The organism is Mesorhizobium sp. M0159 (genome assembly GCF_040322295.1).
GTDB lineage: Bacteria > Pseudomonadota > Alphaproteobacteria > Rhizobiales > Rhizobiaceae > Mesorhizobium.
In genome coordinates, this window is the sequence record NZ_JAMYTF010000063.1 from 1 (window position 1) to 24440 (window position 24440).

At 61.2% G+C, this 24440-nt stretch carries 21 protein-coding genes and 4 pseudogenes; 10 read left to right on the forward strand and 15 right to left on the reverse strand.

Annotated features, from left to right (window positions below; all coding sequences use genetic code 11):
- The 3 genes from NKJ32_RS31465 to NKJ32_RS31475 form a co-directional block, all read right to left on the reverse strand.
- On the reverse strand, positions 1–848 hold an 848-nt coding region (locus tag NKJ32_RS31465), incomplete at its 3' end, for a pilus assembly protein TadG-related protein (RefSeq protein WP_352829963.1).
- Between the two features lie 1463 nt (positions 849–2311).
- Positions 2312–2536, reverse strand: coding sequence for a hypothetical protein (locus tag NKJ32_RS31470; protein ID WP_352829964.1), 225 nt, complete (start codon positions 2534–2536; stop codon positions 2312–2314).
- 65 nt (positions 2537–2601) lie between these two features.
- Positions 2602–2820, reverse strand: a complete 219-nt coding sequence (locus tag NKJ32_RS31475) for a hypothetical protein (protein ID WP_352592430.1) — start codon at positions 2818–2820, stop codon at positions 2602–2604.
- A gap of 206 nt (positions 2821–3026) precedes the next feature.
- Here NKJ32_RS31475 and NKJ32_RS31480 point away from each other — a divergent pair, with 206 nt between their 5' ends.
- The 4 genes and pseudogenes from NKJ32_RS31480 to NKJ32_RS31495 all read left to right on the forward strand — a co-directional run bounded on the left by NKJ32_RS31480 (position 3027) and on the right by NKJ32_RS31495 (position 5253).
- On the forward strand, positions 3027–3263 hold the full coding sequence (locus tag NKJ32_RS31480; RefSeq protein ID WP_352592428.1) for a hypothetical protein: 237 nt from the start codon (positions 3027–3029) through the stop codon (positions 3261–3263).
- Between the two features lie 215 nt (positions 3264–3478).
- Positions 3479–4005 (forward strand): annotated as a pseudogene (locus NKJ32_RS31485) (trimeric intracellular cation channel family protein).
- 241 nt (positions 4006–4246) lie between these two features.
- Entirely contained in the window at positions 4247–4714 is a 468-nt protein-coding gene (locus tag NKJ32_RS31490) for a hypothetical protein (protein ID WP_352625177.1), read from the forward strand.
- 173 nt (positions 4715–4887) lie between these two features.
- Complete coding sequence (locus NKJ32_RS31495) at positions 4888–5253, forward strand: low affinity iron permease family protein (RefSeq protein ID WP_352592422.1); 366 nt, start codon at positions 4888–4890, stop codon at positions 5251–5253.
- A 334-nt stretch (positions 5254–5587) separates the two neighbouring features.
- Here the strand turns inward: NKJ32_RS31495 and NKJ32_RS31500 are convergent, their stop codons facing one another.
- Both NKJ32_RS31500 and NKJ32_RS31505 read right to left on the reverse strand, forming a co-directional pair.
- Positions 5588–6745 (reverse strand): extracellular catalytic domain type 1 short-chain-length polyhydroxyalkanoate depolymerase, encoded by a 1158-nt coding sequence (locus NKJ32_RS31500; protein ID WP_352592420.1) that lies wholly within the window; start codon positions 6743–6745, stop codon positions 5588–5590.
- A 146-nt stretch (positions 6746–6891) separates the two neighbouring features.
- Positions 6892–7685, reverse strand: a pseudogene (locus NKJ32_RS31505) (hypothetical protein).
- Here NKJ32_RS31505 and NKJ32_RS31510 point away from each other — a divergent pair.
- Complete coding sequence (locus tag NKJ32_RS31510; RefSeq protein ID WP_352592688.1) at positions 7594–7929, forward strand: hypothetical protein; 336 nt, start codon at positions 7594–7596, stop codon at positions 7927–7929. The pseudogene NKJ32_RS31505 and the gene NKJ32_RS31510 overlap by 92 nt on opposite strands.
- Before the next feature lie 38 nt (positions 7930–7967).
- Here NKJ32_RS31510 and NKJ32_RS31515 read toward each other — a convergent pair whose 3' ends face one another.
- The 8 genes and pseudogenes from NKJ32_RS31515 to NKJ32_RS31550 form a co-directional block, all read right to left on the reverse strand.
- The gene (locus tag NKJ32_RS31515; RefSeq protein ID WP_352592666.1) at positions 7968–8462 is read right to left on the reverse strand and encodes a YciE/YciF ferroxidase family protein; all 495 of its coding nucleotides are present in this window, start codon (positions 8460–8462) and stop codon (positions 7968–7970) included.
- 504 nt (positions 8463–8966) lie between these two features.
- Positions 8967–9905, reverse strand: a complete 939-nt coding sequence (locus NKJ32_RS31520; protein WP_352625183.1) for an NAD(P)/FAD-dependent oxidoreductase — start codon at positions 9903–9905, stop codon at positions 8967–8969.
- A 1283-nt stretch (positions 9906–11188) separates the two neighbouring features.
- Positions 11189–11449, reverse strand: coding sequence for a hypothetical protein (locus NKJ32_RS31525; protein WP_352592414.1), 261 nt, complete (start codon positions 11447–11449; stop codon positions 11189–11191).
- A gap of 1028 nt (positions 11450–12477) precedes the next feature.
- Positions 12478–12987, reverse strand: a complete 510-nt coding sequence (locus tag NKJ32_RS31530; protein ID WP_352625184.1) for a ferritin-like domain-containing protein — start codon at positions 12985–12987, stop codon at positions 12478–12480.
- A 140-nt stretch (positions 12988–13127) separates the two neighbouring features.
- Positions 13128–13401: pseudogene (locus NKJ32_RS31535) on the reverse strand (IS21 family transposase); the annotation flags it as partial.
- Positions 13402–13632: 231 nt separating this feature from the next.
- Positions 13633–13798, reverse strand: a pseudogene (locus NKJ32_RS31540) (IS66 family transposase zinc-finger binding domain-containing protein); the annotation flags it as partial.
- 46 nt (positions 13799–13844) lie between these two features.
- On the reverse strand, positions 13845–17183 hold the full coding sequence (locus NKJ32_RS31545; RefSeq protein WP_352829966.1) for an AAA family ATPase: 3339 nt from the start codon (positions 17181–17183) through the stop codon (positions 13845–13847).
- Positions 17184–17505: 322 nt separating this feature from the next.
- Entirely contained in the window at positions 17506–18123 is a 618-nt protein-coding gene (locus tag NKJ32_RS31550) for a hypothetical protein (RefSeq protein ID WP_352592408.1), read from the reverse strand.
- Between the two features lie 417 nt (positions 18124–18540).
- Here NKJ32_RS31550 and NKJ32_RS31555 point away from each other — a divergent pair, with 417 nt between their 5' ends.
- The 4 genes from NKJ32_RS31555 (at position 18541) to NKJ32_RS31570 (ending at position 21156) form a co-directional block, all read left to right on the forward strand.
- Entirely contained in the window at positions 18541–19431 is an 891-nt protein-coding gene (locus NKJ32_RS31555) for an ankyrin repeat domain-containing protein (RefSeq protein ID WP_352592406.1), read from the forward strand.
- A gap of 190 nt (positions 19432–19621) precedes the next feature.
- Positions 19622–20524: a VOC family protein gene (locus NKJ32_RS31560; RefSeq protein WP_352592403.1), complete on the forward strand. Its 903-nt coding sequence runs from the start codon at positions 19622–19624 to the stop codon at positions 20522–20524.
- An 82-nt stretch (positions 20525–20606) separates the two neighbouring features.
- On the forward strand, positions 20607–20975 hold the full coding sequence (locus NKJ32_RS31565) for a sulfotransferase (RefSeq protein WP_352625188.1): 369 nt from the start codon (positions 20607–20609) through the stop codon (positions 20973–20975).
- Between the two features lie 94 nt (positions 20976–21069).
- Positions 21070–21156, forward strand: a complete 87-nt coding sequence (locus tag NKJ32_RS31570; RefSeq protein WP_352625191.1) for a hypothetical protein — start codon at positions 21070–21072, stop codon at positions 21154–21156.
- A gap of 366 nt (positions 21157–21522) precedes the next feature.
- Here NKJ32_RS31570 and NKJ32_RS31575 read toward each other — a convergent pair whose 3' ends face one another.
- Together NKJ32_RS31575 and NKJ32_RS31580 are read right to left on the reverse strand one after the other, a co-directional pair.
- Positions 21523–22617 (reverse strand): alkene reductase, encoded by a 1095-nt coding sequence (locus NKJ32_RS31575; protein WP_352829968.1) that lies wholly within the window; start codon positions 22615–22617, stop codon positions 21523–21525.
- Between the two features lie 58 nt (positions 22618–22675).
- The gene (locus tag NKJ32_RS31580) at positions 22676–23464 is read right to left on the reverse strand and encodes an SDR family NAD(P)-dependent oxidoreductase (protein ID WP_352572762.1); all 789 of its coding nucleotides are present in this window, start codon (positions 23462–23464) and stop codon (positions 22676–22678) included.
- A 110-nt stretch (positions 23465–23574) separates the two neighbouring features.
- Here NKJ32_RS31580 and NKJ32_RS31585 point away from each other — a divergent pair, with 110 nt between their 5' ends.
- Entirely contained in the window at positions 23575–24138 is a 564-nt protein-coding gene (locus NKJ32_RS31585; protein WP_352622769.1) for a TetR/AcrR family transcriptional regulator, read from the forward strand.
- Positions 24139–24440 lie beyond the last annotated feature (302 nt).

The window sequence follows — 24440 nt, forward strand, 5'->3', positions numbered from 1 at the left end:
GCGCCGGAGGAGAGCGAAAGCCCTCCCGTCCTGATAACATACGTTCCCGCGGCAAGATTGACCACCGCTCCGACCGATAGAGTGAGCCCTCCACAAAAAGTGCCGGGAACGAGATTTGCGGTGGCGTTTTTGATCACCAGGTTATTGTAGGTGCAGACATTGTCTGTTGGCCAGACCAGTCGGGAGATAATGGGATCTGCCAGCTCTTTCTGATTGAAAACCGGTTGAGGGTTGAAGCCGGCAGACGGCCCGGAGGGGCCGACGACTGACGTCACCAATGTCCTGATGGACGATGAGCCATTCGTGGCTAGCGCAGACCCCGATCTTGAATTCACCTGCGCAACGCATTTCTGGCCATTTATCGACGAAGACCCCGAATTCGACCATGCGTTCGAGGCGGACCGATCTAACACGAGAAGACAGACTGGGTATCGCGGATAGGCAATCGCGGTTGCGCTTCGGCTAATATCAAGTTTATCGACGCCAAGGATTGCCGAGAAGGCCAATTCCTGCGGTTGGTGCAATACAACCGTCACGATTGTGGGATTGGTTGATCCAACCGTGTGGTGGGCGTCACCACTATAGGGACTTCGCGTGGCCACAAAGGTGGGGCTGGCGAAAGTATCAACGTTCTCCTGACGCTGTTCCGACGTCATATCGCTGCTGTTCGCGCTTGCCACGGCCAACTGAAGGGCCGTGGAGTCGGCTCCCTCCTGCAACTGTTGGGCAGTTCGGCTCACGCGCGCAAAGTCTATCGCCACTCCGACGCCCAAAAGCACGACTGGCAAGACCAACGCAAACACCACGGCGAGGTTGCCGCGTTCTGAACGCCAAAACGTCACACGCATGGAAGCCCCCTTCATTTAGCTGGGACTAACCTAGAGGCAGCATATGGAGGGTCCGTTTCGCGAGCCGGTAAAGTTGTCTCGATCGCAATCAGCTTGCGGGGAGCAGCTGAATCAGCGTCTCAAATTCACCACGATGACGCCGCCGAGCGCCAGTGCGCCGCCGTCTGGCGCCGGTCTGGCGATCGTCAAGGCCGGCCCGCACGCATCATCGCACGCGCGATGGCGAGCTGCGCTTCGACCTTGGCATTTTCCTTTTGCGTCATGTTGTCGGCTGCGATCAGGCGACGGAGCGACCGCATCACCTCGCCGTGCCGCCAACCGGCTTTCATGGATGCAGTCAATTCACGATTTGCTGAAACGCGCTGTTTCCGCCCGGGTGGAGCTAGCCTGTCAGTTTAGTGAAGTCGTGGCGCCGCGCGCGAACATGTGCCAGCAAATTCGTTTCGTTTACGACCCCTGATTGAAAGAGATTCAGCGTGGTCGAGGCCAGAATCTGACTATCGAAGTGCTGTACCATTTAGCGTCGGCGGTTATCTGGTCGACAGCCCGCTGGCAAATCGCCCGATCCTTAGGTCTAAGGAACTGACTTTTCAGCGCTCGTAGCATCTCGATGCCTTTAAAGGGGAGTCACTTGTCTCCCACGCGAGCCCATGCGCGGGTCTCCGGAGAATGGATACTAAACGCATCCAGACAGAAAATTGCCATTCGTTTGAGTGGTACCGATGCGGGGCCTTGGCATCGGTGACGTGGTTGCGATCACGGCCGCGGTACGGAGGGGGTCACCGACGACCGTATCAGTGATACAACGCACTTCCTTAGCGGGCGGCCCAGCAGCTTGGGTTAGGGGGCGGCCGCTGGGCCTGACCAGCGAGCCTTTAGGGAATGCTCGACTGGCTGGTTGGTATTTTAGATACCTCTAATATAATCGAACCATGCGAACGAAGTACGCGGCGGTAAGAAAGTGGCTGGCGTCCGATTCACTTACCGCGCGGTTTTGCCTTGGGTTCTGGCGAGCTTTCGGACGGGTTTGCAGCCAATTTTGCAGATCGCCGATCTGTTACCCACAGGGACTTTTTCCTCGCCACCAAATCGTCACGATCGCCCTCAGCGGTCGCTCGGCTATGCATCGCAGCTATGGCGTAGTCGGCTCTGTTGGTTCGATAGTCTTCTTTTTGGACAGTCATCGTTTGCTCCCAGTTTCATAGCCCCTCTTTTGCCCTGGCGGGGAGATTAACTGCCGGTGCATTACGCGAGTCAATCGATGAAACGACCACTCCGCAGTCGCGAGGGCGGGGAGCAACCCGACAATTTTTATCGTTGGAACGGCTTACAGAGTGCAACACAGCCGCCCGTTCGTCGGGCTGCGTTGATCGCGTCCATGTTGCCCTTCAGCTCGCCGATCTCGAGCATGCGCTGAGGGCGGGACGAAGTCTATGTGCCTTGACGGGATGCGGAATATATTCCTATTTTGCGGGATGCCGCACCCTCGCCGACACGAAGCCGTTTCCGAATATCACCTCGCCAAAATTGAACCACAGGCGTGGCTTCTGACGGTAGAACTCCGCGACGCGCAGTTGTCGCTCAAGCCATTTCATGAGCATTGGGACGTGATCGACCGGCTGCACGGGGATATAAAGCGGGCGATCAATCTGCTGAACGGCAGGCCGGCCGACTACGAGCGGCCGCATGCGGCGCCGATGTCGGGTAGGTAGAACACCTACAGCGAGGCAAAGGACGCCACCCAAACGCAGCGCTAATGCCGCACAATATCAGCGAGTTTCAGGCGCATCCTCTGGCCCTCCGCGAAGGCTAGGGCGAAGGATTCCAGCACGAATGCGTAGATGCGTTCTTCGTCTTCCTCGACTACGTGCACCGACCACTCGCCGTGGACTTCTACCACTTCAATTCGGGTTTCCAAAAGGCCGTCATAGCCCTCTGGATTATCACAGGCAGCGCGTTGGGGTCTGGGCACCGCTTTCCTCCCATGTTGCGAACTATGACACAGCGGCCCGCGTCGTTGGGGCTCGGCCGCCGGGCCTAACCGGCGAGAAAATGGTGGACTGGCCGGCTGACGAATAGATGCGCTCAAGTCAATTCGAAGCGAAACATGCGAACGAATGGGCGAGCTTTTTGTGCTTGGATCTACATTAGCCGCATAGCAAATTGGCTGGACGGGCGATGAACGACAAGCCTGCGACGACGTACATCGTTAGCCTTTTCGAGAAGCCGTACTGGCGCACCGTGCTGACCACGAAGGACAAGGCCAAAGCAGAGGCTATGCTAAAAGAGATCGGCGAGGGCGCCCGGATCGAGGCGCCTAACCATCTCGCCGCCACGGCTGTACGACAAAGCCCCGCTTCGGCAGGGTTTTTGTTGGTTATGGCAAGCGGTAAAATACGCCGAAAACCTCGATAGAGTCAACGCGATGGTTCTGTGTTGACGCGTAGTCGAGCGTATGCAGCAGCGGAAGACGCGCTGCGGTCGCCAACCCAAGCGGAAGATTCCTATGCTCTTCGACACAGCCGCCGCACTTCTCGACTGGCTGGGCTTAATCGTTTTTGCGATCTTGGGCGCGCTGGTCGCCTCGAGCAAGCAAATTGGACGTAGTCGGCTTCGTCCTGCTCGGCACGGTGACGGGCATCGGCGGTGGCACGCTGCGCGACCTTCTTCTGGGCTTGAGCCCCGTTTTCTGGGTGCGGGAGCCCGCCATTCTTCTCGCATGCGTCATCGTATCATGCGCAGTGTTTTTCACCGCTCACATCCCGCAGAGTCGCTACCGCTGGCTCCTGTGGCTCGATGCCCTCGGTTTGGCGCTCTTCGCTGTCACGGGTGCGGAGCGCGCTTTGCTTGCAGGCTTAGGCGCGGTGGTGGCGGTGGCAATGGGAGTGCCGGCGGAATCTTTCGTGACGTGCTGGGCAATGAAAGTCCAATAGTGCTTTCCCGTGAAGTCTATGTCACGGCAGCGCTTGCTGGGGCGATGGTCTTTGTTGTGCTCACGAATATCGGCTTAAGTCGCGAGGTCGTGCTCGGGGCAGGTCTCATTGCCGGGCTGCTCGTGCGCGGCATGGCGTTGCAGAAGGGATGGTCGCTGCCACGCTATCGCGAGCGGCGGGGGCGAACGCCCGATGAGATCGACCGCCTGGATCGAAGTGCATAACGTCCCCGAGACCTGCCAGTCCGCCCCCGGCGCTATGCCAACATCTCCCGCCGCCGTGCTTGATAGGAGCCCGGCTTGAAGTGTCGTCCCAAGTGATCAACCCTTAAGAATTTCAAGGGTGGTCTCCCGGGTTTCAGTCGTGCACGAGGCTGACATCAGCGGCAAGTCGTCTGCGACTTTTTCTTTGTCGCCAATCTTGTCCGGTCTGGACGGTATATGACGCGACGCTAATTTAATGCCAATGGCACGTTTTCTGTTGAGCCTCGTTTCGGTTTTATTTTGCAGCACGCTTCTCCAAGCGCACGCGTGGCAGCTCTTCGGCGTCAGGCAGTTTGGCTTCATATTCGATGTTCCCCCTGGCTTTGTCCTGACGCAGCGTTCGGACCAGGGCGCGGAATTTCGGGGCGAAAACGATGCCCTTCTTACCGTGTGGGGCGCAAGGCTCGGCAAGCACAGTTTTCGCGCAGAGATCGAGCACCGCATGGTCGAGGATGAAAAGCGGGGCTGGAAACTGACCTATAGGCGCGTCACGCCGAGATGGGCCAGCTACTCGGGGATCAAGAACGAACACATCCGATATGTCCGCGCCATTGCGGTCTGCAACGACCGTGCCGCGCTCTTTACCATAAATTACAGCAGCGATGAAAAAATCCCGTACGATCCGATTGTGGCGCGTATGGTGCGATCCCTGGGGGCGGAAGGTTGCTGAGAACCGTTAAAGAGTCCATCCATCTCAAACCCGTCATGGCGCTTTTCGCCGTTGCTTCGAAGACTGATCGTCAGCCGGTATCATTCAAGCCCGTCCGGCTCATAGCCCCCGGAGCATTGACGAAAATGTAAAATCCCGCCCCAATCGTAATAGATTGTTTGCTGGGGATTCGCATGAACCGATTTCTCTTTGCGGTTGCCGACTTTCTGTCCCGGCCGCCTGGCTTCTATTTGATGATCGCCGCGATGGTTGCTTGCACGGCGATGGTTCCTTTCGGGCTAACAAACGTAGTCACCTATGCGCTTTCAGTAGCTGCGATTGTGATTACCGGTGTCGTCCTGATCCAGGGTTATCGCGACACCGCTGCTATTCATGCAAAACTTGATGAGATCATCGTTGCACTGCAGGAAACGAGGAACAATGTCGTCGGGCTAGAGCACGCCGAGCCCGAGGAGATCCAGGCCCATTTGGCGCGGCTTGAAATGGAAGCGGCGGAGGCCGATCGAAAAGCAGAGGAAGACGGGCCTCTGCCCGCCTGAGCGCCCGGCGGCTTAGTCCGACTGGGGCACGGTATCGCCAGCGGGAAGGGCAGAAGCGGAAAGCCGCCCAATCGAGGGACTTTGCTCCTCATGCCGAGTTGGCGATTTCTCAACGGAGAAAGTGCCATGTCTAGGAAAAACCGTCTTGATAAAGACCCGGCCGAAGGCAGCCGCTCGGTAGTCGATGGGGAAGCAGGATCTGGACGAGGTGCATGCGACTGCTTGCTGAAAAGCGGTCAACGATTCCAAAGAACAACGCGTTCCCTTGCTTGGTCGGACCCGCTTGACCTTCGCGGGCCGGCGAGACAGTCGGCGAGCGATTTGCGCCGCCCGCCTAGCGCATCAGGCCCGCTGCCCGCAGGGCATCCTCGATAATCTTCTTCACGCCGGGTTGGCCCGATTCCGGGTGACGCGGGAACTGATGGATGGCAGTCGACTGTCGGGGCTTCGTCTTCGCATTTTCCATAGCTGGCGCCGGTGACTGGGGTGGCCGTTGGCTGGCGGGGACTTGCGGCCTCGATTTCCGGGAGGCGCTTTCCTCCGTTGCCGCGATGCCCCAGAACTGCGCGATCTCCCGTGTGGAGGCGATGCCGACATCAAGCATATAAGGTCCTGGAGCGCCGACGCCGTCGCCGACCGGCGTGCCGTGGCCCATCCCGGCGATCATGTTGATTTCGATCAAGGCCTCTCCCGCGCCGTCACGCCAGACCTGCTTTGCGTGCGGGCCGGCAGCTTCCTGACGCGTCACTTTTTCAAGCCGGTGGGCTCCCCGCCATTGGCCTGCGATCGCTTCCGCGTTGGAAGGCGAAACCGTGTGGTCAGCGGCACCGTGCCAAATCGAAATCCTCGGCCACGGTCCCCGATGATCCGATGCGCCGCGGAGGGCCCGTTGCAGATCCTGTTCCGAAGGACCGCCGTGGCCGCGCATGCGATCGAAGGCCTCCGGGATGGTCGCTGCGCTGCCGTAGGGCAGACCGGCAATGATCGCACCGCCGGCAAACACTTCCGGATAGGTAGCCAGCATGGCCGCCGCCATTGCGCCTCCGGCCGAAAGGCCCGTGATGAAGATGCGCTTTCGGTCGAGACCGTGGGTGACGACCATCGTCTCGATCATCTGGCGAACCGAAAGCGCCTCTCCCGAACCACGCTTGGTGTCGCCATGCTGGAACCAGTTGAAACAGAGGTTCGGATTGTTGCCGCGTTGCTGTTCGGGAAAGAGCAGCGCAAAGCCAGCCTCGTCGGCGAGTTGGGACCAGCCGGAATGATGGTTATAGCCGGCCGCGTTCTGTGTGCAGCCATGCAGCACGACGACGAGCGTGGCGCCCTTGGATAGGTCATTGGGAATGTAGAACTTCGCTCCCAGCCCGCCGGGATTGGTACCGAACTCGGCCAGCGTCCGGAGATGGTCTGACGCACCGAGGTCGGCGGGATGTGCGGCATGTCGCGCCTGCAGCGCGGCCAGGTGGGCGATCGTATCGGAGATTTTTCGCAATGGGGCCGTCCCTGTTCTGACGCCCGGAATGGACGGCAATCTGTGCAACGCGCTTGCAGCAATATCGTTGCTGCACGCACAAGAACAAGAGAGCGCGGGGAGATGGAGTCCGGCCGACCATCTGGGCCGGCCGGGAGTAGACGTCTTCAGCCTCGACTAGCTGTGAGATAGAGCGCGTCTTCTTCGTCGTCGCGCTGCTTGCCGCCTAACGCAGCCGCTGCGCTGGCGATGAAAGCACCGATGATGAGAGAAAGCGCGCCAACCAGCGCGAAGGTGGCGCCGGCTTTTTTAGCTGTGTCGGCTGCTTCCTGTGCTCGGACTTTGGCCGCCTCGACCTGAGCAAGCACCGCATCAACCCGGGCAGTAGCATCCGCTTGCGACAGGCCAGTGCGAGCGGCCACGAGTTGGCCTAGATAAGTCTTGTCGTCGGCCGAGACTTCGCCGGCCGCCGCACTCGTAATGAGGATGCGGGAAGCTTGTGCGGCTGCTGTCGCATCGCCCTCCGCGGCCGGCGCCGCCAGCCTGGAAAGATCGGTCGGGCGGAACAGCGCATCGACGAAATACGACGTCGCGTCGCTGCCTCCGTCGTTCCCGGCGTTTGCGGTCGCGCCTGCCGAGGCACCCATTGCTACTCCCGAGGCCACTGTCGAGGCCGCCTGAACGCCGGTGCCGATTGCCGCGGACAGGGTCGAGCCGAGCACGAACACAACCAGCAGCGTGGCGAGTGCCCAAGCCATAAAGCCGTGTGGGTATCCCGGAAGAAGGTATCATCGCTGTGAACGCCGACCCATTTGGTGCGAAGGCGCCCGGTCAGATAGCCGCCCAGACCCGATGACAGCCATTGAACGATGACCAGCCAGATCGCGGTGGACATGGCAAAGGTCGTCACGCTGGCGCTCTCGTTGGACCATGGAGACACGAGGCCGGACCCGAGAAGCATCAGGATGAACGTCAGGCTCGAGGCAGCGAAGGCGCCGGCGATGATCGGTCCCCAGTTGACTGCGGATGACGAGGACTCGACCGGCGCGGCGACGTCCGTCGCCAGGATGGTTGATGCCATGAATTCCTCCTACCGCATGAACACCGCGAGAAGGATAATGATCGGAATAGGAACTCCGAGCAGCCAGAGTAGAATGCCTCGACCCATGATTGTCTCCTATCGAAAGAACGGATGCTGGAAGTAAAACAGCCAACCCAACATGTTGGGGTGGCTGGTGTGTGATCAGGCGGCCTTGGCCATTTCGTTGGCGGAAGCATCCGCGAGACCCGTCAATGCCTCGTCCGTCATGGATTCCTCCGCGAGCGTCTGGTCGAGCAGTTTGGCTGCGTCGCTCATGCCCAAGACCTCGGCCCAGCGCTTCAGCGTGCCATAGCGGGTGATCTCGTAGTGCTCGACGGCCTGGGCAGCGGAGATCAGACCGGCGTCCAGTGCGGGAGTTCCCTTGAACTCCTCCATAATCTCCTCGCCCTCCTCGATGATGCCGTCGATCGCGGGACACGTCTTGCCCTGTGCCCGCTTGCCAAGGAGCTCGAAAACCTGCTGCAGGCGCACGACATGACCTTCGGTTTCGTCCTTGTGCTTCTCGAAGGCTGCCTTCAGATCGGCCGATGATGCGGCGCGCGCCATCTTGGGAAGCGCCTTCAGGATCTTCTTTTCCGCGTAAGATATCTTGGGCGTATCGAGGAAGAGATCGTCCAATGTCTTTTCTTTCGCCAGGGCGGATTTCCTTTTGGTTCCAGCATTTTTCTGTTGTCGTTCACGGGGTTGTGAAACGCATGCTCAACAAGCGCGCAACGCCGGAAAGGTTCCTTGAGACGTGTCGCTGCACGTCACTCTAAGTTCGTGGGTCACCCCCTGGTTCAATTCACTTCCCGCTCCGCCAGCCATTTCGCTATCGAGGGATCGCATGATGCTCTGATACTTGGCGTCTCTATTATCGAGCTTCTTGAGAATATTTTTGCCGGCGCAGCCATGAACGAGCGCGCCTGACCTTGGGGATGCTGCTCGCCAAAGTCGCCGGCGGCGAGATCAGCCCTTCCACCCCAAAAGAATTCTCTGGCGACGAGAACGATGTCTCCCGCCAATCGTGACGCCGCCTGGCCTCCGATCCGGTTGCTCCAGGCGGCCAACAATGCCCACGGCGAAATAGACGTCCGGTCGTTTTTCGAATTGGCGCGCTGGAGAGACCAAGGAACAACGACCAGCTGTGATGCCTGCGGGTCAACCGCGCGGTGGGCGCTCGCCGTCGCTTTCGCACAGGTAGTTGTGAATGTCGGTTGCAGCGACCGCGGCGTGCCCGAATGCGACCGCGAGCTGGTTGATCTCGTTGACGATGTCGCCAGCGGCATAGAGGCCAGCAATGGCGGTTCGCTGATGCGAGTCGACGACCACGTTGCCGACCTCATCACATTTCGCACCCAGGTCGATAGCCAGTTTCGAGCGTATGGTGCAGCCCATCGCGGGGTAGATGGTGTCGAAGACGCGCACATCCCCGTTGATGAGCCTGACACTGGCTCCACCTTTGGAGTGCAGCGAGCCGGGCATGCATGCCTCTACTTTGACTTCAGCCCTTCTTAGCAATGCGCCAGCGTCGTAGTCCAATGCCGTGACCGCACTGGTCACCAGCATGGTGACGTCTTGGGTGTACGTTCGCAGGAACAGCGCTTTCTTCATCGCATCGTCGGCCGGACCGAACACGGCCACCCGCTTGCCGATAAGCTCATATGCGTCGCAAATTGGGCATAGCCGCAGGGAACCGGCTTCGATCATAGCCGCGATTTCCGAAATATCTGGCAGTGTGTCGACGATTCCGGTGGCCACAAGCACCGAGCGAGCTCGAATACGAGAGCTCGCGGCGACAAGGAAGTCTGTCCCGTCAAGGCAGACGTCTAGCACCATATCGTCGACCAGCTCCGCGCCATACCGCACGGCTTGCTCCCTCATGCGCGTGAGAAGATCGACGCCAGAAATGCCATCTGGGAAACCCGGACAATTGTGACTTTCGGGAATCCACTTCGCCCGGCTTTCGCCAGAGTCGATGACAATCACGCGACGCAGAAAACGTCCCAGATACGTTGCGGCCAACAGGCCGGCCGGGCCGCCGCCGATGATGAGACAGTCCCATAATTCACTACGACTCGGCGAACTTCGCGCCACCACGATGGCCTCCTGACCTGCCGAATTTTGCGCCGTGACCGAAGTGTCGCGATCGCGTTGAACGAAACGCGGCGCAGGTGGTTTGGTTACATAGAAACAGCCACGCTCGTCGGCTAACTCGCAGCCCTGTGCTCGATGACCAGCTTCACGCGATCAGGGCGGTGCTGCGCTCGCCTTGCATGGTTCTTTCCAGCGGAAGCTTGCATAACGCCGTGGCACTTCAAATGCCGGAAGGCCGCGGCCTCATCAGGTCAAATCGTGGCGAGGTCATCGTCCGCGACCGAGCTGCCCTCATCTCCTTGGCAAACGGGTCGTATGGGCAGCCGGAGGCAGAGTATGCCCGCTTGATCGGCAAGCCGGCATCCCCATGTCTCGGGGCCAGGGTCGCTTCACTCCCCACAGGCTCTGGCACGACGGGGCCGGGCCTCCTACCAGGACGGCTCACCGGTGTCGCCGCTCGGTATGAAATCGCGGTGTCGTTCCAAGACAGAGTCGTTGAACGTGAGCGGCGAATGGGTTTCCCTGCGGAGATCGACGAAAATTCCTCGGGTCGCTCCTCACTACCCCCTGGCAGCCTTGAGCCGCGACGTCGAGCGGGGTCGCCATGTTCGATCCAACGGTGCCCAGTCCCGTACGCAATGGCCGCGCGTCCCGAGCAGCCTTGCTGGAGAGTTCTACTGTTCCACTGGAACTGGATGGTGCACAGGCTCTGCATGGTGAAACACCTGTCCCAGGTCGCGCGCGTCGAATGTCTGCCCGCAAACCGGGCAGTAAATGAATGTTTGGACTCGTCGTCGGCGGGGCCGTCATGCGTCTCGCCCTTGTACCCCGTGGCGATGTTGTTGGTTCGGATGCGCTTCATTCGGCGCCATCTGGCGCCTACCCGCCCGACGTCAAGGCCGACCGCCGCATGGGATGGCGCGCGCGATGGCGAGCTGCGCCGCGACCTCGGCGTGGTCCCTCTGCGTCATTTGTCGGCAGCGATGAGCCTCTAGAGGGGCCGCATCATTTCTCTTCGCGTCCAGCCTGCAGCGCCAAGACGACAGCGCGAATATGCCGACCGCGAGATCGATTGCCAGGAGGCGATGGAGCCCGGCTTTCAGGCGATCGTCGATTGCATGCTCGATGCTAGCGCCACACGCATTGGGGGAACAATGCAGGCCCTCGCCGGTTAAAGACTCGCAGCGGTCGATCCGTCTCGGTGCAGCCACTGCCGGGGTCCGTCGCCAATCCCTCCGAGGCGGCGGGCTCCCTCTCCTACTGCCCAATGCCAGATCGCCTAACCTTCAAGGCGCGCGGCCCAGAGCAGATGAAACGACAGTCGCATCTGTTCCCGGCATTTCAAAGAGCATAGGCAATTGGCGACATCCGGCCTCGTCTACGATCAGCCCCTCGATAGTCGCGACGGAGAGATGGCTCTTTAGGCGCAGCCGGATAATCGCCGCGAGTTTGTGAACCGGCACCGGCGTTGCCCCGGCGTGATGGTCTAGCAATTTATTGATCTCGGCAAGTACTTCTGACTCGCCGGCGTGGGGCAATGGTAGCATGACAGCCTCCCGTTCGGAAAAGTAACTATAAGCCGATGGGGGCGATGTGTCTGGCCACGTACGCTTTTGACAAAACGTCCTGGACTTTATTTGGTGAGTTCACGACCAACACGTACTCACTCTTTGTCGGCCCGATCGATTTGGTCGAGCAATGACCTGTGGTGATCCGGTAGCTCCTGTTCTACCGGAAGATTTAGCGCCTTGCGAAGGTAGTTGCGGATGGCTTCTGCCCTGATCCACCGTCGTACAAGGTCGGCGATAACCTTCTGTTTCCTTTTGTCGACCTCAACCATCGACGAGCCTGCATGCGACCATAGGACCGAACCATCCGAGGGCCAGAGTTGTTCCCTGGGAATGCTGTCTGGGGATCGGATAACTCGCTCCCCCGAAGGCCCCGGTGCCCCTTCGGGTTAGCGCCGATGGGCACAGCCGTGCTATCTACCTACACTTGGCAGCGCCCTCGATCAGTTAAGGTGCGGACCCGTAAGTCGGATCTATCCCGATGTTCCCACATCTTTGGTGGCTGTCCCGGGGTTACAGGGAAGTTTTGGAGACGAATGGACGGTATGCTTTGACCTGCATGGCGTGGCGCGGTGTCTGGATAGTGAGCTCGCACGCCGGGTCAGACTTGGCAGCCTCAGACGATGCAATCACGACGTCATTAGGCAAGCCTTTACTTGCTCACTGCAGTTCGCCATGGGGCATCTCGTTTCGCCACCTCCAAATCGCGGACGCCGGCTGACAGCGAGCTTCCTTCCCGCGATCAGGGGCTTCTGCGGTCGTGGCAACCGCCACCACGTCGCCAAGCTATTCCCCGCGCCATAGTTGAGTCAGGGGCATGCGCTTCGAGGATCTGAAGCTGTGTGTTCCGGGCGCCATCATCGCCGGGGTCCCAAGCCGGCGCCAAGACGGCGCTGCGGCGGCGGCGATGTTTTCTCGGCAACCGAGCGCCAGATGAATATCTCGGCCGACGGGCGCATCAGGGTTCCTCGGAAGGATTCAGAAGCGGCGCGTACCCTGCAAGCTCATCAGCGCTTCGCGCTATCGCTTTCCGTTTCGGCCCTCGCGAGGAACTGCTCGGTTGTCGAGGGAAGATGGTCCTTCAACCATTCCGCCATCGCGACCTCCTCTCGCAAGTTCTCGTCGCAAGCCCGCGCGACCTCGCTTTCGCCCAGCGATTCAGCGGCGGCAATCAGGATCGTGTAGGAGGCGATTTCCATGTGCTCGAAAGTGTAACTCGCGAGTGATCCCTTCATCACCTCGTCGCCGGCGAAGATGCCGCTCAACGATTGCGCCATCGCCGTCAGCTTGCCGCCAGCATCCTTCATCGTGGATGAACCCTCATCCATTCGGTCGAGGCAGATTTTCAACCGAGCAGCCTGCTGCCTCGTTTCATCAAGGTGCAGTCGGATTCGGTCGCTGAGCTCGGGATAATTCTCGATACGGCTCAACTGCCCGTTCAACATCGTTTCGGCCTGCTCTTCCATGGCATGAGCATCTCTAAGCCATTGGGCAAGCCATTCTCGCGCCTCTGACATTTCAAATCTCCTTAGTGGACGGAGAAGAACTGCCGAACGGTGACATTGTTCCCACTTCGTCTGGTCGGATTAGAGAGGTCCGATGAGACGGCTCTCAGGTCCGGCGCGCGCGGAGTAACATCCCTGCCTGCTCGGCACTGCCGCCGTAGTATTCCTTCGTAGATGGCGACAGCAGGGATGCCTGGCGCCGCCTTCAAAAGGGGAAGGACCTCGGCATCGAAGATGTGCTCGAGAGGGCCAGGCCGTCGCCGGCCGCGAGCCTTTTGCTTTTGCGATGGCAGGTCCGGATGCTTTTTGATGCGATAGGCCGTCGCTCTGCTGATCGACGCCTTGGCCGCGGCAATCTCGGTCGTGTGTTCCTGTCGTAACTTCATAAAGAGCCGTCTGATGGTCGGTTACATGACGGCGTGGCACAAAGGTGATTCTCCATTCTCAGAAAATCGCCAAGGTACTTCAGCCAACCGCGCTCAACAGACGTCGGCAGTGGGCGTCGCGGAGGTGGTGTAACTCCGTTCGGGCTACGCCTCACTGCGTCACACCACCTCCGCCGAGTCTCATCTTGATTGATGCTGAATCTCATCCTGATCGCTGCGCCGCAGGCAGGCACGCAGAATGGCCGCGGGGCAGGCATATTAGGCCGGCGCACACGATTACACGCAGCTGCGCCGGACCGAGTCGAGCCGCTCTCTCACGTCCTCGCCGATCCGATGCAAGCCATTGCGGCAGCGTGGGCAGGCATGGTCCTCGATGTCGACGATCCTTCCACCCGCGGCAGATGGGATGGCAACGCGCCGCGGTTCGTCCGACGCTTTCTGGCTCAGGAAGCCGCACGAGAGTAGCGTGGATCTCTATTCACCTCAAGGTGTCGAGCAGCGCCCTGGCCTCTTTGAGGTCGGGTGTCTCAAAGCCATCGGTGAACCAAGCATACACCGGCGCGAGCAGATCGCGGGCGTCGGCATGCTTGCCCTCATCGCGCCAGAGTCGGGCGAGGCTGGTGGCAGCACGTAGCTCCCAGAACTTTGCGGATTGACGCCGCCGATCTGGATCGCACTCTGAAACGCGGCGCTTGCCTCGCCTGGTCTTCCGCCGTCCGGCAAAGCTGTCAGGAACTGCCCTCGCAATCGATGCAGTTCGGCGTCCGGCCAGCGCTGCCCCGTCCGCTCGACCGCCGCCTTAGCCTCATCCAATTCCCCGAGCGCCCGTAGCACGTCACCGGAGAGTGCGCAGGCGTCGGCAAGCAGGCTGAGAAAGAATGGTCGCATCCATTCTGCGCCGCTGCCCGTCCACTCCGCGAGACCGCGCTCGATCGCCGCAATGCCGACTGCTCCGTGCCCTTGGCGAGCAGTGGCCCAGCCATTGACCACCGTCGCGCCGGCGCGCCACAGATCAAATTTCTGCTCCCGGGCCAATTCCAGCAAGGATGCGGAGTGCTCAGCGGCCACTCCAGCGTTGTGGCCATAGGCACCCGCCATCGCGCTGTACATCAGGGCAAACCCTAGCGTGTTCTTGTGGCCAACACGGCGCGCCAACGCCAGTGCTTCGGCTTGCCGGCGAGATGCTTGATCGGGGTAGCCCAGCAGCCACAGCACCCAAACCAGGTGCGACAGCACGGCAACCCCAAGGTCTTGTCCGAAGGTAAAGGCTGTGGAACCGTGCCGCTCCGGGTCGTACAGCGCAATAGCTTGCTCGAGGTGCTCCCGGGCGGCGGGCAACTCGCCCGTCATTTCGTTGGTCGCCCCGCAAATCCGGTGCGCTACGCATAGTCGCTCCGGGTCGGGGTGCTGCTCGGCCAACGCGAGAATATGTCGGGCGAGGTTCTGCTGCTCTCGAACCGCCATCCGGACGTATTGGACAGCCCAGAACCCATACAGCACGGGGAATTGTTGTGACACGTCGCCTATGGCCTCGACCAGATCCCGGGCGCGGGCGAAAGCGGCAGCGGTTTCAGACGCGGCGTAGCCGTGGCGGGCGATGCACGCCTGGCCGAGCATCGTCTGGAGATGCAGCTCGCGCTCCGCTTGAGCGCGGTCTTCCGGCAAGGTTCGCAAGAGTTCGATGCTCTTGGCAAGATGGCCTGTGGCTTCCGCAGCTGCCGAGCGCCGGAACGCGCGTTCGCCAGCCCGCTGCCAGTAATCGACGGCGCGCTCCATCAAGCCGGCTTGGGTGAAGTGATGGGCAAGCAGCTCAGGCTGGGTTTCGACCACGTCCGGCCACCGCTCTTCCAGCACCTTGGCGATCCGCGAGTGCAACTTCTGTCGTGTGCTACGCAGCAGGCTCACATAGGCGGCATCCTGAACGAGAGCGTGCTTGAAGGAGTAAGTAGCTTCGGCCGAGGTGCCGCGACGGAAGGCGAGACCGGCGCTCACGAGCTGGTCCAATCCTTGCGTCAATGCCGCCTCGGGAATTCTCGCCACCGCGGCCAGCAGCTCATGGCTAAACTCTCGGCCGATAACCGCGCCGATCTGCGCCGCCTGTTTTGCGAACGGCAACCGATCCAACCGTGCCACCAGTGAAGCCTGCAAGGTGCTCGGCACCGAAAGCGAGCCCGCGATATCGGGCTGACTGGCGCGCTCCAGCACGGCCTTGGTCAATTCCTCGATGAACAGAGGCACCCCATCGGTCTGCGCCACAATCCGCTCCAGCATCCCAGCCGGTAGCGCCTGACCGACGACAACCTGGCTTGCGAGCGCCGTTGCCTGGCGATTGCCGAGCCGGCTCAGCGCAATCAAGGTCACGCTGGTTTGGCCGACCCAAGGCGCCTGAAACTCTGGCCGAAAGGAAATGATCACCATCACTGGCAATGCGGCTAGACGCATGATTAACCTGTCCAACAGCTCAAGCGAACTTGGGTCGGCCCAATGCGCGTCCTCGAACAGGATCAGCACGGGGGACCGACGTGCCTTTTCGTCCAGAATCCGGTTCAACGCTCCGAAGGTCTGCTCCTTCTTGCGCTCCGGACTGAGAGCTAGTGGCGGATAACGCTCTCCGCCCGGCACGCTGAGCAACTCGGCGACGAGCGCCACCTCTTCCAGGGTGGCGCCGAGTGGGAGAAGCAGGGCTTCCAGCTTGTCAAGCCGTGCGCCCGCAGACTCGCTGCGCACGAAGCCGGCGTCGTTCTGCCAGCGTGCGATTATGGGCTGCAGTGCGCTGTCGCGGTGATGCGGCGAGCAGAAGTACTTGAGTTTGAGATGCGCCTCCCCGGCCACGCGCTCCTCGAGCGCAGCGATCAGGCGGGACTTGCCGATGCCGGGCTCGCCGGAGATGAGCACCACCTGCCCTTCACGATCTTTTGCTTGCTGCCAGCGGCGCAGCAACAGGCCGAGCTCGTCATCGCGCCCGACCAGCGGCGAGAGGGAAGCCGCATGCATTGCCGCGAACCGGCTCTCAACCAAGGCTTCGCCCAGCACCAGCCACGCGCGCACAGGGCCAGGCAGGCCTTTGAGATCAAAGTCGCCAAGCTCGCGGTACTCGAACAAGCCGCCGATGCGCCGCCGTGTTTCTGCGTCGATCAATGCGCAGCCAGGATCAGCGAGCGATTGTAGGCGCGCGGCGAGGTTTGGGGTCTCGCCTATCACCGTCTGCTCCTGTGCGGCGCCGGCGCCCAGCAGGTCGCCGACGACGGCGAGGCCACTGGCTATGCCGATGCGTGCGGTAACCCGTTCGCCGGCCGGGGCGGCCTGGCCGACCTCCTCCAGCGTAGCCAAAGCAGCGCGCACGGCGCGCTCGGCATCGGCCTCATCAGCTTGTGGCCAGCCGAAATAGACCAGTACACCGTCCCCCATATACTTTGCGACGAAGCCGCCATAGCGACCAACAGTCTCCGCGACGCAGCGATGGTAGGTCCCGATCACCTCGCGCATGTCCTCGGGGTCCAGGCGGGCTGCGAGTGCCGTCGAGCCGACGGCGTCAACGAACATGACCGTTAGCTGCCGCCGCTCAGCGTCTGGAAGCGGCGTGGCTGCCCCTGAGATCGCCGCCAGGGATCGCGTGGTCGAGGTAACCGCTGTATCCGAAGTCGCGCGCAGGGCGGCGATGGCGGCGAGCAGCTTGCGGCGGTGGCCGATCGATATGACCCCGAGCGCCACGAGATCGTCGGCGGTGAGCTGGGGAAGCGTATCAGCTTCAATGTCGTTTTCGCGAAAAGCCGGCTCGTATTGCTGCAGGCCGAGGCTCAGGAGCCATGCCGCGATATCCACGCCCCTTCTCCTCTTCGGCTGCGGGGGGCTGCTCTGTTCCCCGGACTATATCCCAAATTGATGGAGTAGGCAGAAATCTCTCTGGCCAGGCCGCTGAAACGAAGATATCGGCCGTGGACCGGCGGCTGAACTCCGAGATACCAAGATCGCTGCCGCCGTCTGCTGCAGCGGATGGTTCGGCGCTGTGAGGACACTTAGGCAAGCCCGAATGCTAGGACCAGGAAGCCCATTGCTCCGAACCCGGCATGGATAACGATCCCGGCCCGTGTGCTGCGACGCCGCTGGACGACATAGGGCAGGAGCAACGTGATCGGCACGAGCGTCAACAGGACTTGCCAGGGGAAGGCAGCGTGGAACAGCAACCACAGTTCCCATTGACCAGCCAAGCCCGCTCCCCGAAGGCAACCTCTTGCCGCGGCAGTGCGACACCCCGCCAGACAAACTCTTCCCCAATGACGTTCAGTACAAAAAACGGCAGCCACGCGCCGAGAATCCAGTACCGCCCAGGACCGAGCGGCTCGAAAGCCATGAACGAGGGATGAAGAGTCTTCCCGTCTTGCAGCATCAGGAGCGCGGCGCCGATGCCGCCGGTCAGCACGCCGACAGCCGCCAGCCCTCCAATTGCCCAGAGCCAGTCGCCGCCATTCATCAGGCGAAGCCACAGCCGCGCGCCCAACGAACCCGGCAGACGCCGTTCCCGATACAACAGCAGGGCAGCCGTGAGAAGCAGGGGGCCAAAAAGGACGATGCTTGCGGCCAGGAACCACATCACCACAGGCTCTGCCCCGGTGGCGGAGACGAACGCCGGGACGGCTACCCGCGTTGTCAGGAACAGCAGCAGAGCACCCGCGCCGAACAGAGCAGCGGAGCCGCCCAGGCCCAGCGGAGGAACCCGATCAGGCTCCGGCCCGTCGTTCCTTTCATAACCGTTTGCTGTCAATGGCCATTCTCCCGCCGTACGCCGAACGAATAAGTTAAGCCGTGCCACGAAGCGGCATGAGCATTGCACCGCTTAATGAGAGCAGGTTATCAGTGGATTTATGGACCGCATAATCCGCCGCACATCGCGCCGATGCGAAGGCGGGCGTGAGGGTGGCCTACTGATGCCGCGCGAGCCGGTCCATGGGTGCGTTTGCTTCGGCCAACTTGGCCAGCGCTTGGTCGTGACCCGGATGGGACCTCACCGCCCGTTGCGAGACAGCCAGCGAGGTAGCCGGTCTTGAAAACTCTCATTCTCTTAAGGGATTCCACAATCTGTTTAGGCAACAGATGGGCGTGGTAGCATCAAGGATTTTGAGGTAAACTTTGCCGCCTTGAAATCGTGCCGCGTCCTCCGGCTTGCCTTAGGAGATGTTAAATGCGCGGGTTCTTGCTCTTCATTCCGCTACTGCTTCTACACATCCCGATTATATCGCATGCGGCCGACATTCACGACGCCGCGAAAGAGGGCGACGTCGGGGCGATCACGGCAGCGCTCGATGCAGGTGCCGGCGTCGATGAGAGCGATGGAGACGCAACGCCGCTCTATTTTGCGGTCATGATGGGCCACATAGAAGCGGCAAAACTGCTCATAGAACGTGGCGCGGACGTCAACGCCCAGACGACTTGGGGTCCCCCGCTGATGGCGGCTGTAGGGGTAGGCAAGATCGATCTGTTAAATCTTTTGCTGGAGCATGACGCAGATCCAAAGTCCGACCGTGGCGGCGAATCCGCTCTTCATGTCGCCGTCACTCTCGGTTGTCTCGACTGCGTGAAGGCACTGGTCGAGGCCGGCGCAGACGTGAATGCGAAGGCAATGGACGGCAAGACACCACTCCATCTGGCAAAACGCCAGGGGCAACGCGAAATTGCCGACTATCTCATATCCCACGGCGTGGTCTTGCCAACACCAGCTCCGGTCTCAATGAAGTTGGCTTCTGCCGATGTCGAGAAAGGCCGAACCACCTTCACCCGCGCGTGTAACCGTTGCCACAACGCGGAGCCAAAGGGAGGGAACAAAATAGGACCGAACTTGTGGAGCGTCGTCGGCCGCGACAAGGCATCTATGGCAAATATGCGTTACTCCGACGCCTTGCTGGGCTGGGAGGGTGTATGGACGTACGAGGACCTGAACAGATATCTCTTCGGGCCTATGCTCACCACACCGGGCGTTAAGATGGAGACGCCTGGTGTCCCGGACGAGACCGAACGGGTCAACCTGATCGCCTACTTGCGCACACTCAGTGACAAGCCGATCCCGCTGCCTTGAATCGATGATCTCTTGCGCAATTACTGCTACGGGCCTGGGTCGGCTAGTTTGCTCAAATAGTTACCTTTGGTGACCCAACGGCCCGGCTACCACAGGCGAATACGCGCCGGGAACGGTCGACCCGAACTAGGCGCCAGACAGGCATATCTTTCGCAGCTAATGTTCCAGCGCTGCAGGGAGACAACGGCCGATGAAGAGTCAAGAAATTCTGGCCAACACCACCCGTCTCGGCCCGGTTCATCTGCGCGTCGTCGACATTCCCGCCGCCTTACCGGTCTGGCGTGACGTGGTCGGCCTCTCGACCCTGACCAGGGACGGCGGGATCGCCGAACTCGGCGTCGACGGCAAGACCCTTATTGCGCTGCACGCCGGGGCAACAACCGTCCTGCCGTCAAAGTCCCGCGATCTTTTTCATGTCGCCATCCACGTCACGACCCGCAAGGAATTGGCCCGAGTCGCCGCCCAGCTGCGTGCCTCCGGCCTGAGGCACAGCGCTCAGGATCATCTGATCTCGGAATCCCTTTACGTTTCCGACGCTTCAGGCAACGGAATCGAGATCTGCTTCGACACGCCCGAGCGCCTGGCCTCCAGGGAAGAGATGGCTGGCGGCGGTGTTTTGCTTGTCGCCAAGGACGGCACGAGACATTCCGGGCTCGAACCTCTCGATATCGATCGATTGCTGCAGGAGCTCGACCCGGCGGACCGTGTCAAAGTCCCGCTGGCGGCGGATTCCATCATCGGTCACATTCATATGCGCGCGCGGTCGCCCGAAACGCTGATGGCGTTCTACCTCGGCGTGCTTGGCTTCAGGCCACATATCCAGTCTGCAACGTTTGGCTTGTTCGACTGCGGCACCGAGGAACGCCCACACATGGTGGCGTTCAACATCTGGGCTCGCGACGAGCTGAAGGAGCCACCACTCGGCGCGGCAGGTCTGGAGCATTTTACCGTCGTGCTTCCCACCCAGGAAGACTTTGCGGGCGTCGCGCGACGTCTCGAGGATGCGCACGTGCCCTCGCTGCAAACTGACGGGGCACTGGACCTCTCCGACCCTGAGGGAAACCGACTGCGGATGGTGCTCGCGAAAGACTGATCTGACGGCTGTGGGCCTGAACGGGGGAACAATGACGATAAGGGTAATCGGAGCGGGCTTCGGTCGGACGGGGACGGATTCGATGCGTGAGGCGCTGACGATTCTTGGCTTCGGCCCCTGTCACCACATGTTCGAAGTCATGGCCAATGAGGACCAGAAACGGCTTTGGCGTTCGCTAGCGAAGGGCGCGGCACCAGACTGGAACCAGCTGTTTGCGGGCTACGCGTCCTGCATCGACTCGCCCTCGGCGCACTATTGGCGTGACCTGATTGACTTCTATCCGGACGCCCTGGTCATCCTGACATACCGATCGCCGGAAGCTGGTGGAAAAGCTTCGAGAAAACGATCCTGGCAGCTATCAGCCAGAGCACGGATCAGGAGTCACTGGGTCTTGCGTTGGTCTCCAGGCAGGTCTTCGGCGGCCGGCCGCACGATCGCGCCAATGCCATAGCCGTCTACGAAGCCAATGTAACGGCGATCATTGCGACAGTACGCCGGGTCGACTGCTGGTCCACAATCTGGGCGACGGATGGGAGCCGCTCTGCCTGCATCTTGGCGTGGCAGTACCGGACCAGTCCTATCCCAATCGCAACAACACCAAGGAGTTTCAGTCGGCCCTTGCACAGAACTAGTCTGACCGTCTGCAAGAGGTCATGGGCGTGAATTCGGCCGAGCGCGAACGGCAGGTTTGGAGAAGCACCATGTCGCGATATGGCGCATCCTTCCTGTTCGTGAACCGGAAGGATTGACCCATTCACGACAGTCGAAATCACGGTGAACGGGTCCGCTTGCGCCTGTAAAGCGAACGTACGACGTGCTACGAATCTCGCCTGGCTGGTCCTGGGCGGACCAGAGGAGCTAACGTCTATGCTATAGCCCTCCATGGCCCTCCTGAATCCCTGGGTTTGGACACCAGTTCGAGCGGAGCGCCAGAGAGATGCCCTGAGGCGCTGCTGTCACGTGGGATGGCTGCCTCGCAGGCGCCGCCCTCCGATAGCTCATGGGCGGCTTGAGGCGGCGATCGCGGGATAGTCGGTATAGCCAGCGGAGCCGCCGCCATAGAGCGTCGCCGAGTTGAACTCCGTCAGCGGCGTGCGCGTCTTCAGCCGTTCCACAAGGTCGGGATTGGCGATGAACGGGCGCCCGAAGGCGAAGAGGTCCGCCTTGCCCTCGGCGAGCCGCGACGCCGCGAGTTCGAGGTCATAGCCGTTATTGGCGATATAGGTATTGTTGAAGCGCCGGCGGAGCGATCCGAAGTCGAACGGCGCGACATCGCGCGATCCGCCCGTGGCGCCCTCGACGACATGGATATAGACGATGCCCAAAGCATCGAGTTGATCGACGATATAGTCGAACTGCGCCTGGGGGGCGCTGCTCGAGACGCCGTTGGCGGGCGAGACGGGCGAAATCCGGATGCCGGTGCGCTCTGCGCCGATCTCCTCGACCACCGCAGTCGCAACCTCCAGCATCAGCCGGGCGCGGTTCTCGACCGATCCGCCATAAGCATCCGTGCGGACATTGGCACCGTCCTTGGCGAACTGGTCCAGCAGATAGCCGTTGGCGCCATGAATCTCGACGCCATCGAAGCCGGCCTCAATGGCGTTCGCGGCTGCTTGCCGGAAATCGTTGACGATCCCCGCAAGCTCGTCGAGCGCCAGCGCGCGGGGCGCCGAAACCTCGACAAAGCCGTTGTTCACGAACGTCTTGGTCGCGGCCCGGATTGCCGAGGGCGCGACGGGCGCGGCGCCGTTCTCCTGCAGATCGACGTGCGAGACGCGGCCAACATGCCAGAGCTGCAGGAAAATCCGCGCGTCCTTGGCGTGCACCGCGGTCGTGACCTTTCGCCAGCCGTCGATCTGAGCCTGAGAATAGATGCCAGGCGTGTCCTGGTAACCTTGTCCCTGCCGCGAGATCTGCGTGGCCTCAGAGATCAGCAGGCCGGCGGAGGCCCGCTGGCCGTAATACTCGGCGGCAAGATCGCCCGGAACGAAGCCCGGGCCAGCGCGATTGCGCGTGAGGGGCGCCATGACGATACGATTGGACAGCGTCAGCGAGCCGAGAGAATAAGGCTCAAAAAGTGCTTTGTTGGTCATAGGTCACCTTGTTTGTCCCCGCCGCGACGAGGTCGTTATCAAATGGATTCGTTGGTGCTCAGGCGACCTTGCGGTACCGCTCGGCGGGATGTTCGTTCCGATAGTTCGGAAGCATGGCCTGGCGCGCGGCCTGAAGCGCGTCCCACTGCCCGGCATCGGGAAGCGGCGGGATGGTCACCGGTTCGCGGCGGTCGAAGCCGACCAGCGCCGCGTCAACCAGATCGTCCACCTCCATCACGTTGGAGAGCGTGTTGATGTCGGCGCCGACGTGGCCCCAGATCTCGGTTCGCGTCGTGGCGGGCAGCACGGCTTGGACGTAGACGCCCTTCGGCTCAAGCTCGAGGCTGAGCCCCTGCGACAGAAACAGCACGAAGGCTTTGGTTGCGCCGTAGACCGTCATGCCGAACTCCGGCGCCAGCCCGACCACGGAACCGATGTTGACGATCGCCCCTGCACCCGCCTTCGCAAGTCGCGGGGCGATGGCGCTGGCAAGTCGCAGAAGCGCGGTCGTGTTGAGCGCAACGAGCCGGGCGACGTCATTGGTACTCTGCTCGATGAAGCTTCCGCCGATGGCTGTTCCGGCATTGTTGACGAGAATCCCGATGCGGGCGTCATCGCGCAGCCTCGTCTCTACCGTTGCAAGCTCGGCAGGCTGCGTAAGATCAGCCTGGACGATGTCGATCGCAACGCCAGTTTCCTGACGGAGCCGGGCTCCCAGTGCCTCCATTCGTGCCACGTCACGGGCAACCAGCACGAGGTCGTGTCCGCGGCGGGCGAACCGTTCGGCATAGGAAGCTCCGATGCCCGTGGAGGCGCCGGTGATGAGGACTGATGGAATGGTGGTCATGGCATTGCTCTTTTCTCTGATGGAACCTATATTCATGACGATCATCATGATTGCGGCTAAATATGATGGGCATCATGTAAATGTCAACGGGGCCGACGGAGAATTTTGAAATGAAGGTCAGTCGAGAGCAGATGGCGGAGAACCGTCACCGGATATTGGATGCGGCCAGCCGGCTGTTTCGCGAGAAGGGGTTCGACGCGGTCAGCGTGGCGGAAGTGATGAAGGCCGCCGGGCTCACCCATGGCGGCTTCTATGGCCATTTCAGTTCGAAGGACGACCTGATCGCGCAGACCCTTGCCCACGTCCTCGCCGCGGACTCAGGCGGAGGGGGCGATCTTCGCGCTTATGTAGGTTCCTATCTTTCGCCCCGGCATCGCGACAACTGCGCCGGCGGTTGCCCGACGGCGGGCCTTGCCGCAGCCATCCGCCATCAGACCCAGGCTGCACGCTCGGCCATGACGGAAGGCCTACGATCGCAGATCGACCGTATCGGCAAGGCGCTCCCGGAGTTGGATCCGGCAGACAGACGCCGCGCGGCGATCGGAAGCTGGGCAGCGATGGTGGGGGCAGTAATCCTCGCCCGGGCGATCGACGATCCCGCGCTCTCGGATGAAGTGCTTGAGCAGACGCGTGCCTGGGTCGATGCCGGGATCAGCCAAGTGTCTGCCAGCTAGGTGGTGTGCGGCAGGAGTGCTCTTGTCGAGAGCAATGCGGCTATCGGCGTTGGTTGGGTGGCTATCTTGCAGAATATCGCACCGCAGCGTGCAATCAGCGGGATTCGCGGACCAAGAGGGTTTCGAACTTCCCTGTTCAGGCAACCATGCTGTCGCCCAATTTCCGCTAAACTGGCGAATGAAGCCGTTCAACGGCAGAACATCGAATGACCGCTCCTGTGATGGGTTTCGGATGCCGGCCGTCTACTGAGATGGCGTGGCTCGAGGCCGGCGTCCGGAAGCCTCCAGGGAAGGAACCCGCG

What these genes read in the sequence shown, in the direction of transcription:
- NKJ32_RS31470 (WP_352829964.1), bottom strand. Translation starts at nt 2,536, where the DNA reads ATGCGGCCGCTCGTAGTCGGCCGGCCTGCCGTTCAGCAGATTGATCGC.
- NKJ32_RS31480 (WP_352592428.1), top strand. Translation starts at nt 3,027, where the DNA reads ATGAACGACAAGCCTGCGACGACGTACATCGTTAGCCTTTTCGAGAAG.
- NKJ32_RS31490 (WP_352625177.1), top strand. Translation starts at nt 4,247, where the DNA reads ATGGCACGTTTTCTGTTGAGCCTCGTTTCGGTTTTATTTTGCAGCACG.
- NKJ32_RS31495 (WP_352592422.1), top strand. Translation starts at nt 4,888, where the DNA reads ATGAACCGATTTCTCTTTGCGGTTGCCGACTTTCTGTCCCGGCCGCCT.
- NKJ32_RS31510 (WP_352592688.1), top strand. Translation starts at nt 7,594, where the DNA reads ATGACCAGCCAGATCGCGGTGGACATGGCAAAGGTCGTCACGCTGGCG.
- NKJ32_RS31525 (WP_352592414.1), bottom strand. Translation starts at nt 11,449, where the DNA reads ATGCTACCATTGCCCCACGCCGGCGAGTCAGAAGTACTTGCCGAGATC.
- NKJ32_RS31530 (WP_352625184.1), bottom strand. Translation starts at nt 12,987, where the DNA reads ATGTCAGAGGCGCGAGAATGGCTTGCCCAATGGCTTAGAGATGCTCAT.
- NKJ32_RS31555 (WP_352592406.1), top strand. Translation starts at nt 18,541, where the DNA reads ATGCGCGGGTTCTTGCTCTTCATTCCGCTACTGCTTCTACACATCCCG.
- NKJ32_RS31560 (WP_352592403.1), top strand. Translation starts at nt 19,622, where the DNA reads ATGAAGAGTCAAGAAATTCTGGCCAACACCACCCGTCTCGGCCCGGTT.
- NKJ32_RS31565 (WP_352625188.1), top strand. Translation starts at nt 20,607, where the DNA reads ATGCGTGAGGCGCTGACGATTCTTGGCTTCGGCCCCTGTCACCACATG.
- NKJ32_RS31575 (WP_352829968.1), bottom strand. Translation starts at nt 22,617, where the DNA reads ATGACCAACAAAGCACTTTTTGAGCCTTATTCTCTCGGCTCGCTGACG.
- NKJ32_RS31580 (WP_352572762.1), bottom strand. Translation starts at nt 23,464, where the DNA reads ATGACCACCATTCCATCAGTCCTCATCACCGGCGCCTCCACGGGCATC.
- NKJ32_RS31585 (WP_352622769.1), top strand. Translation starts at nt 23,575, where the DNA reads ATGAAGGTCAGTCGAGAGCAGATGGCGGAGAACCGTCACCGGATATTG.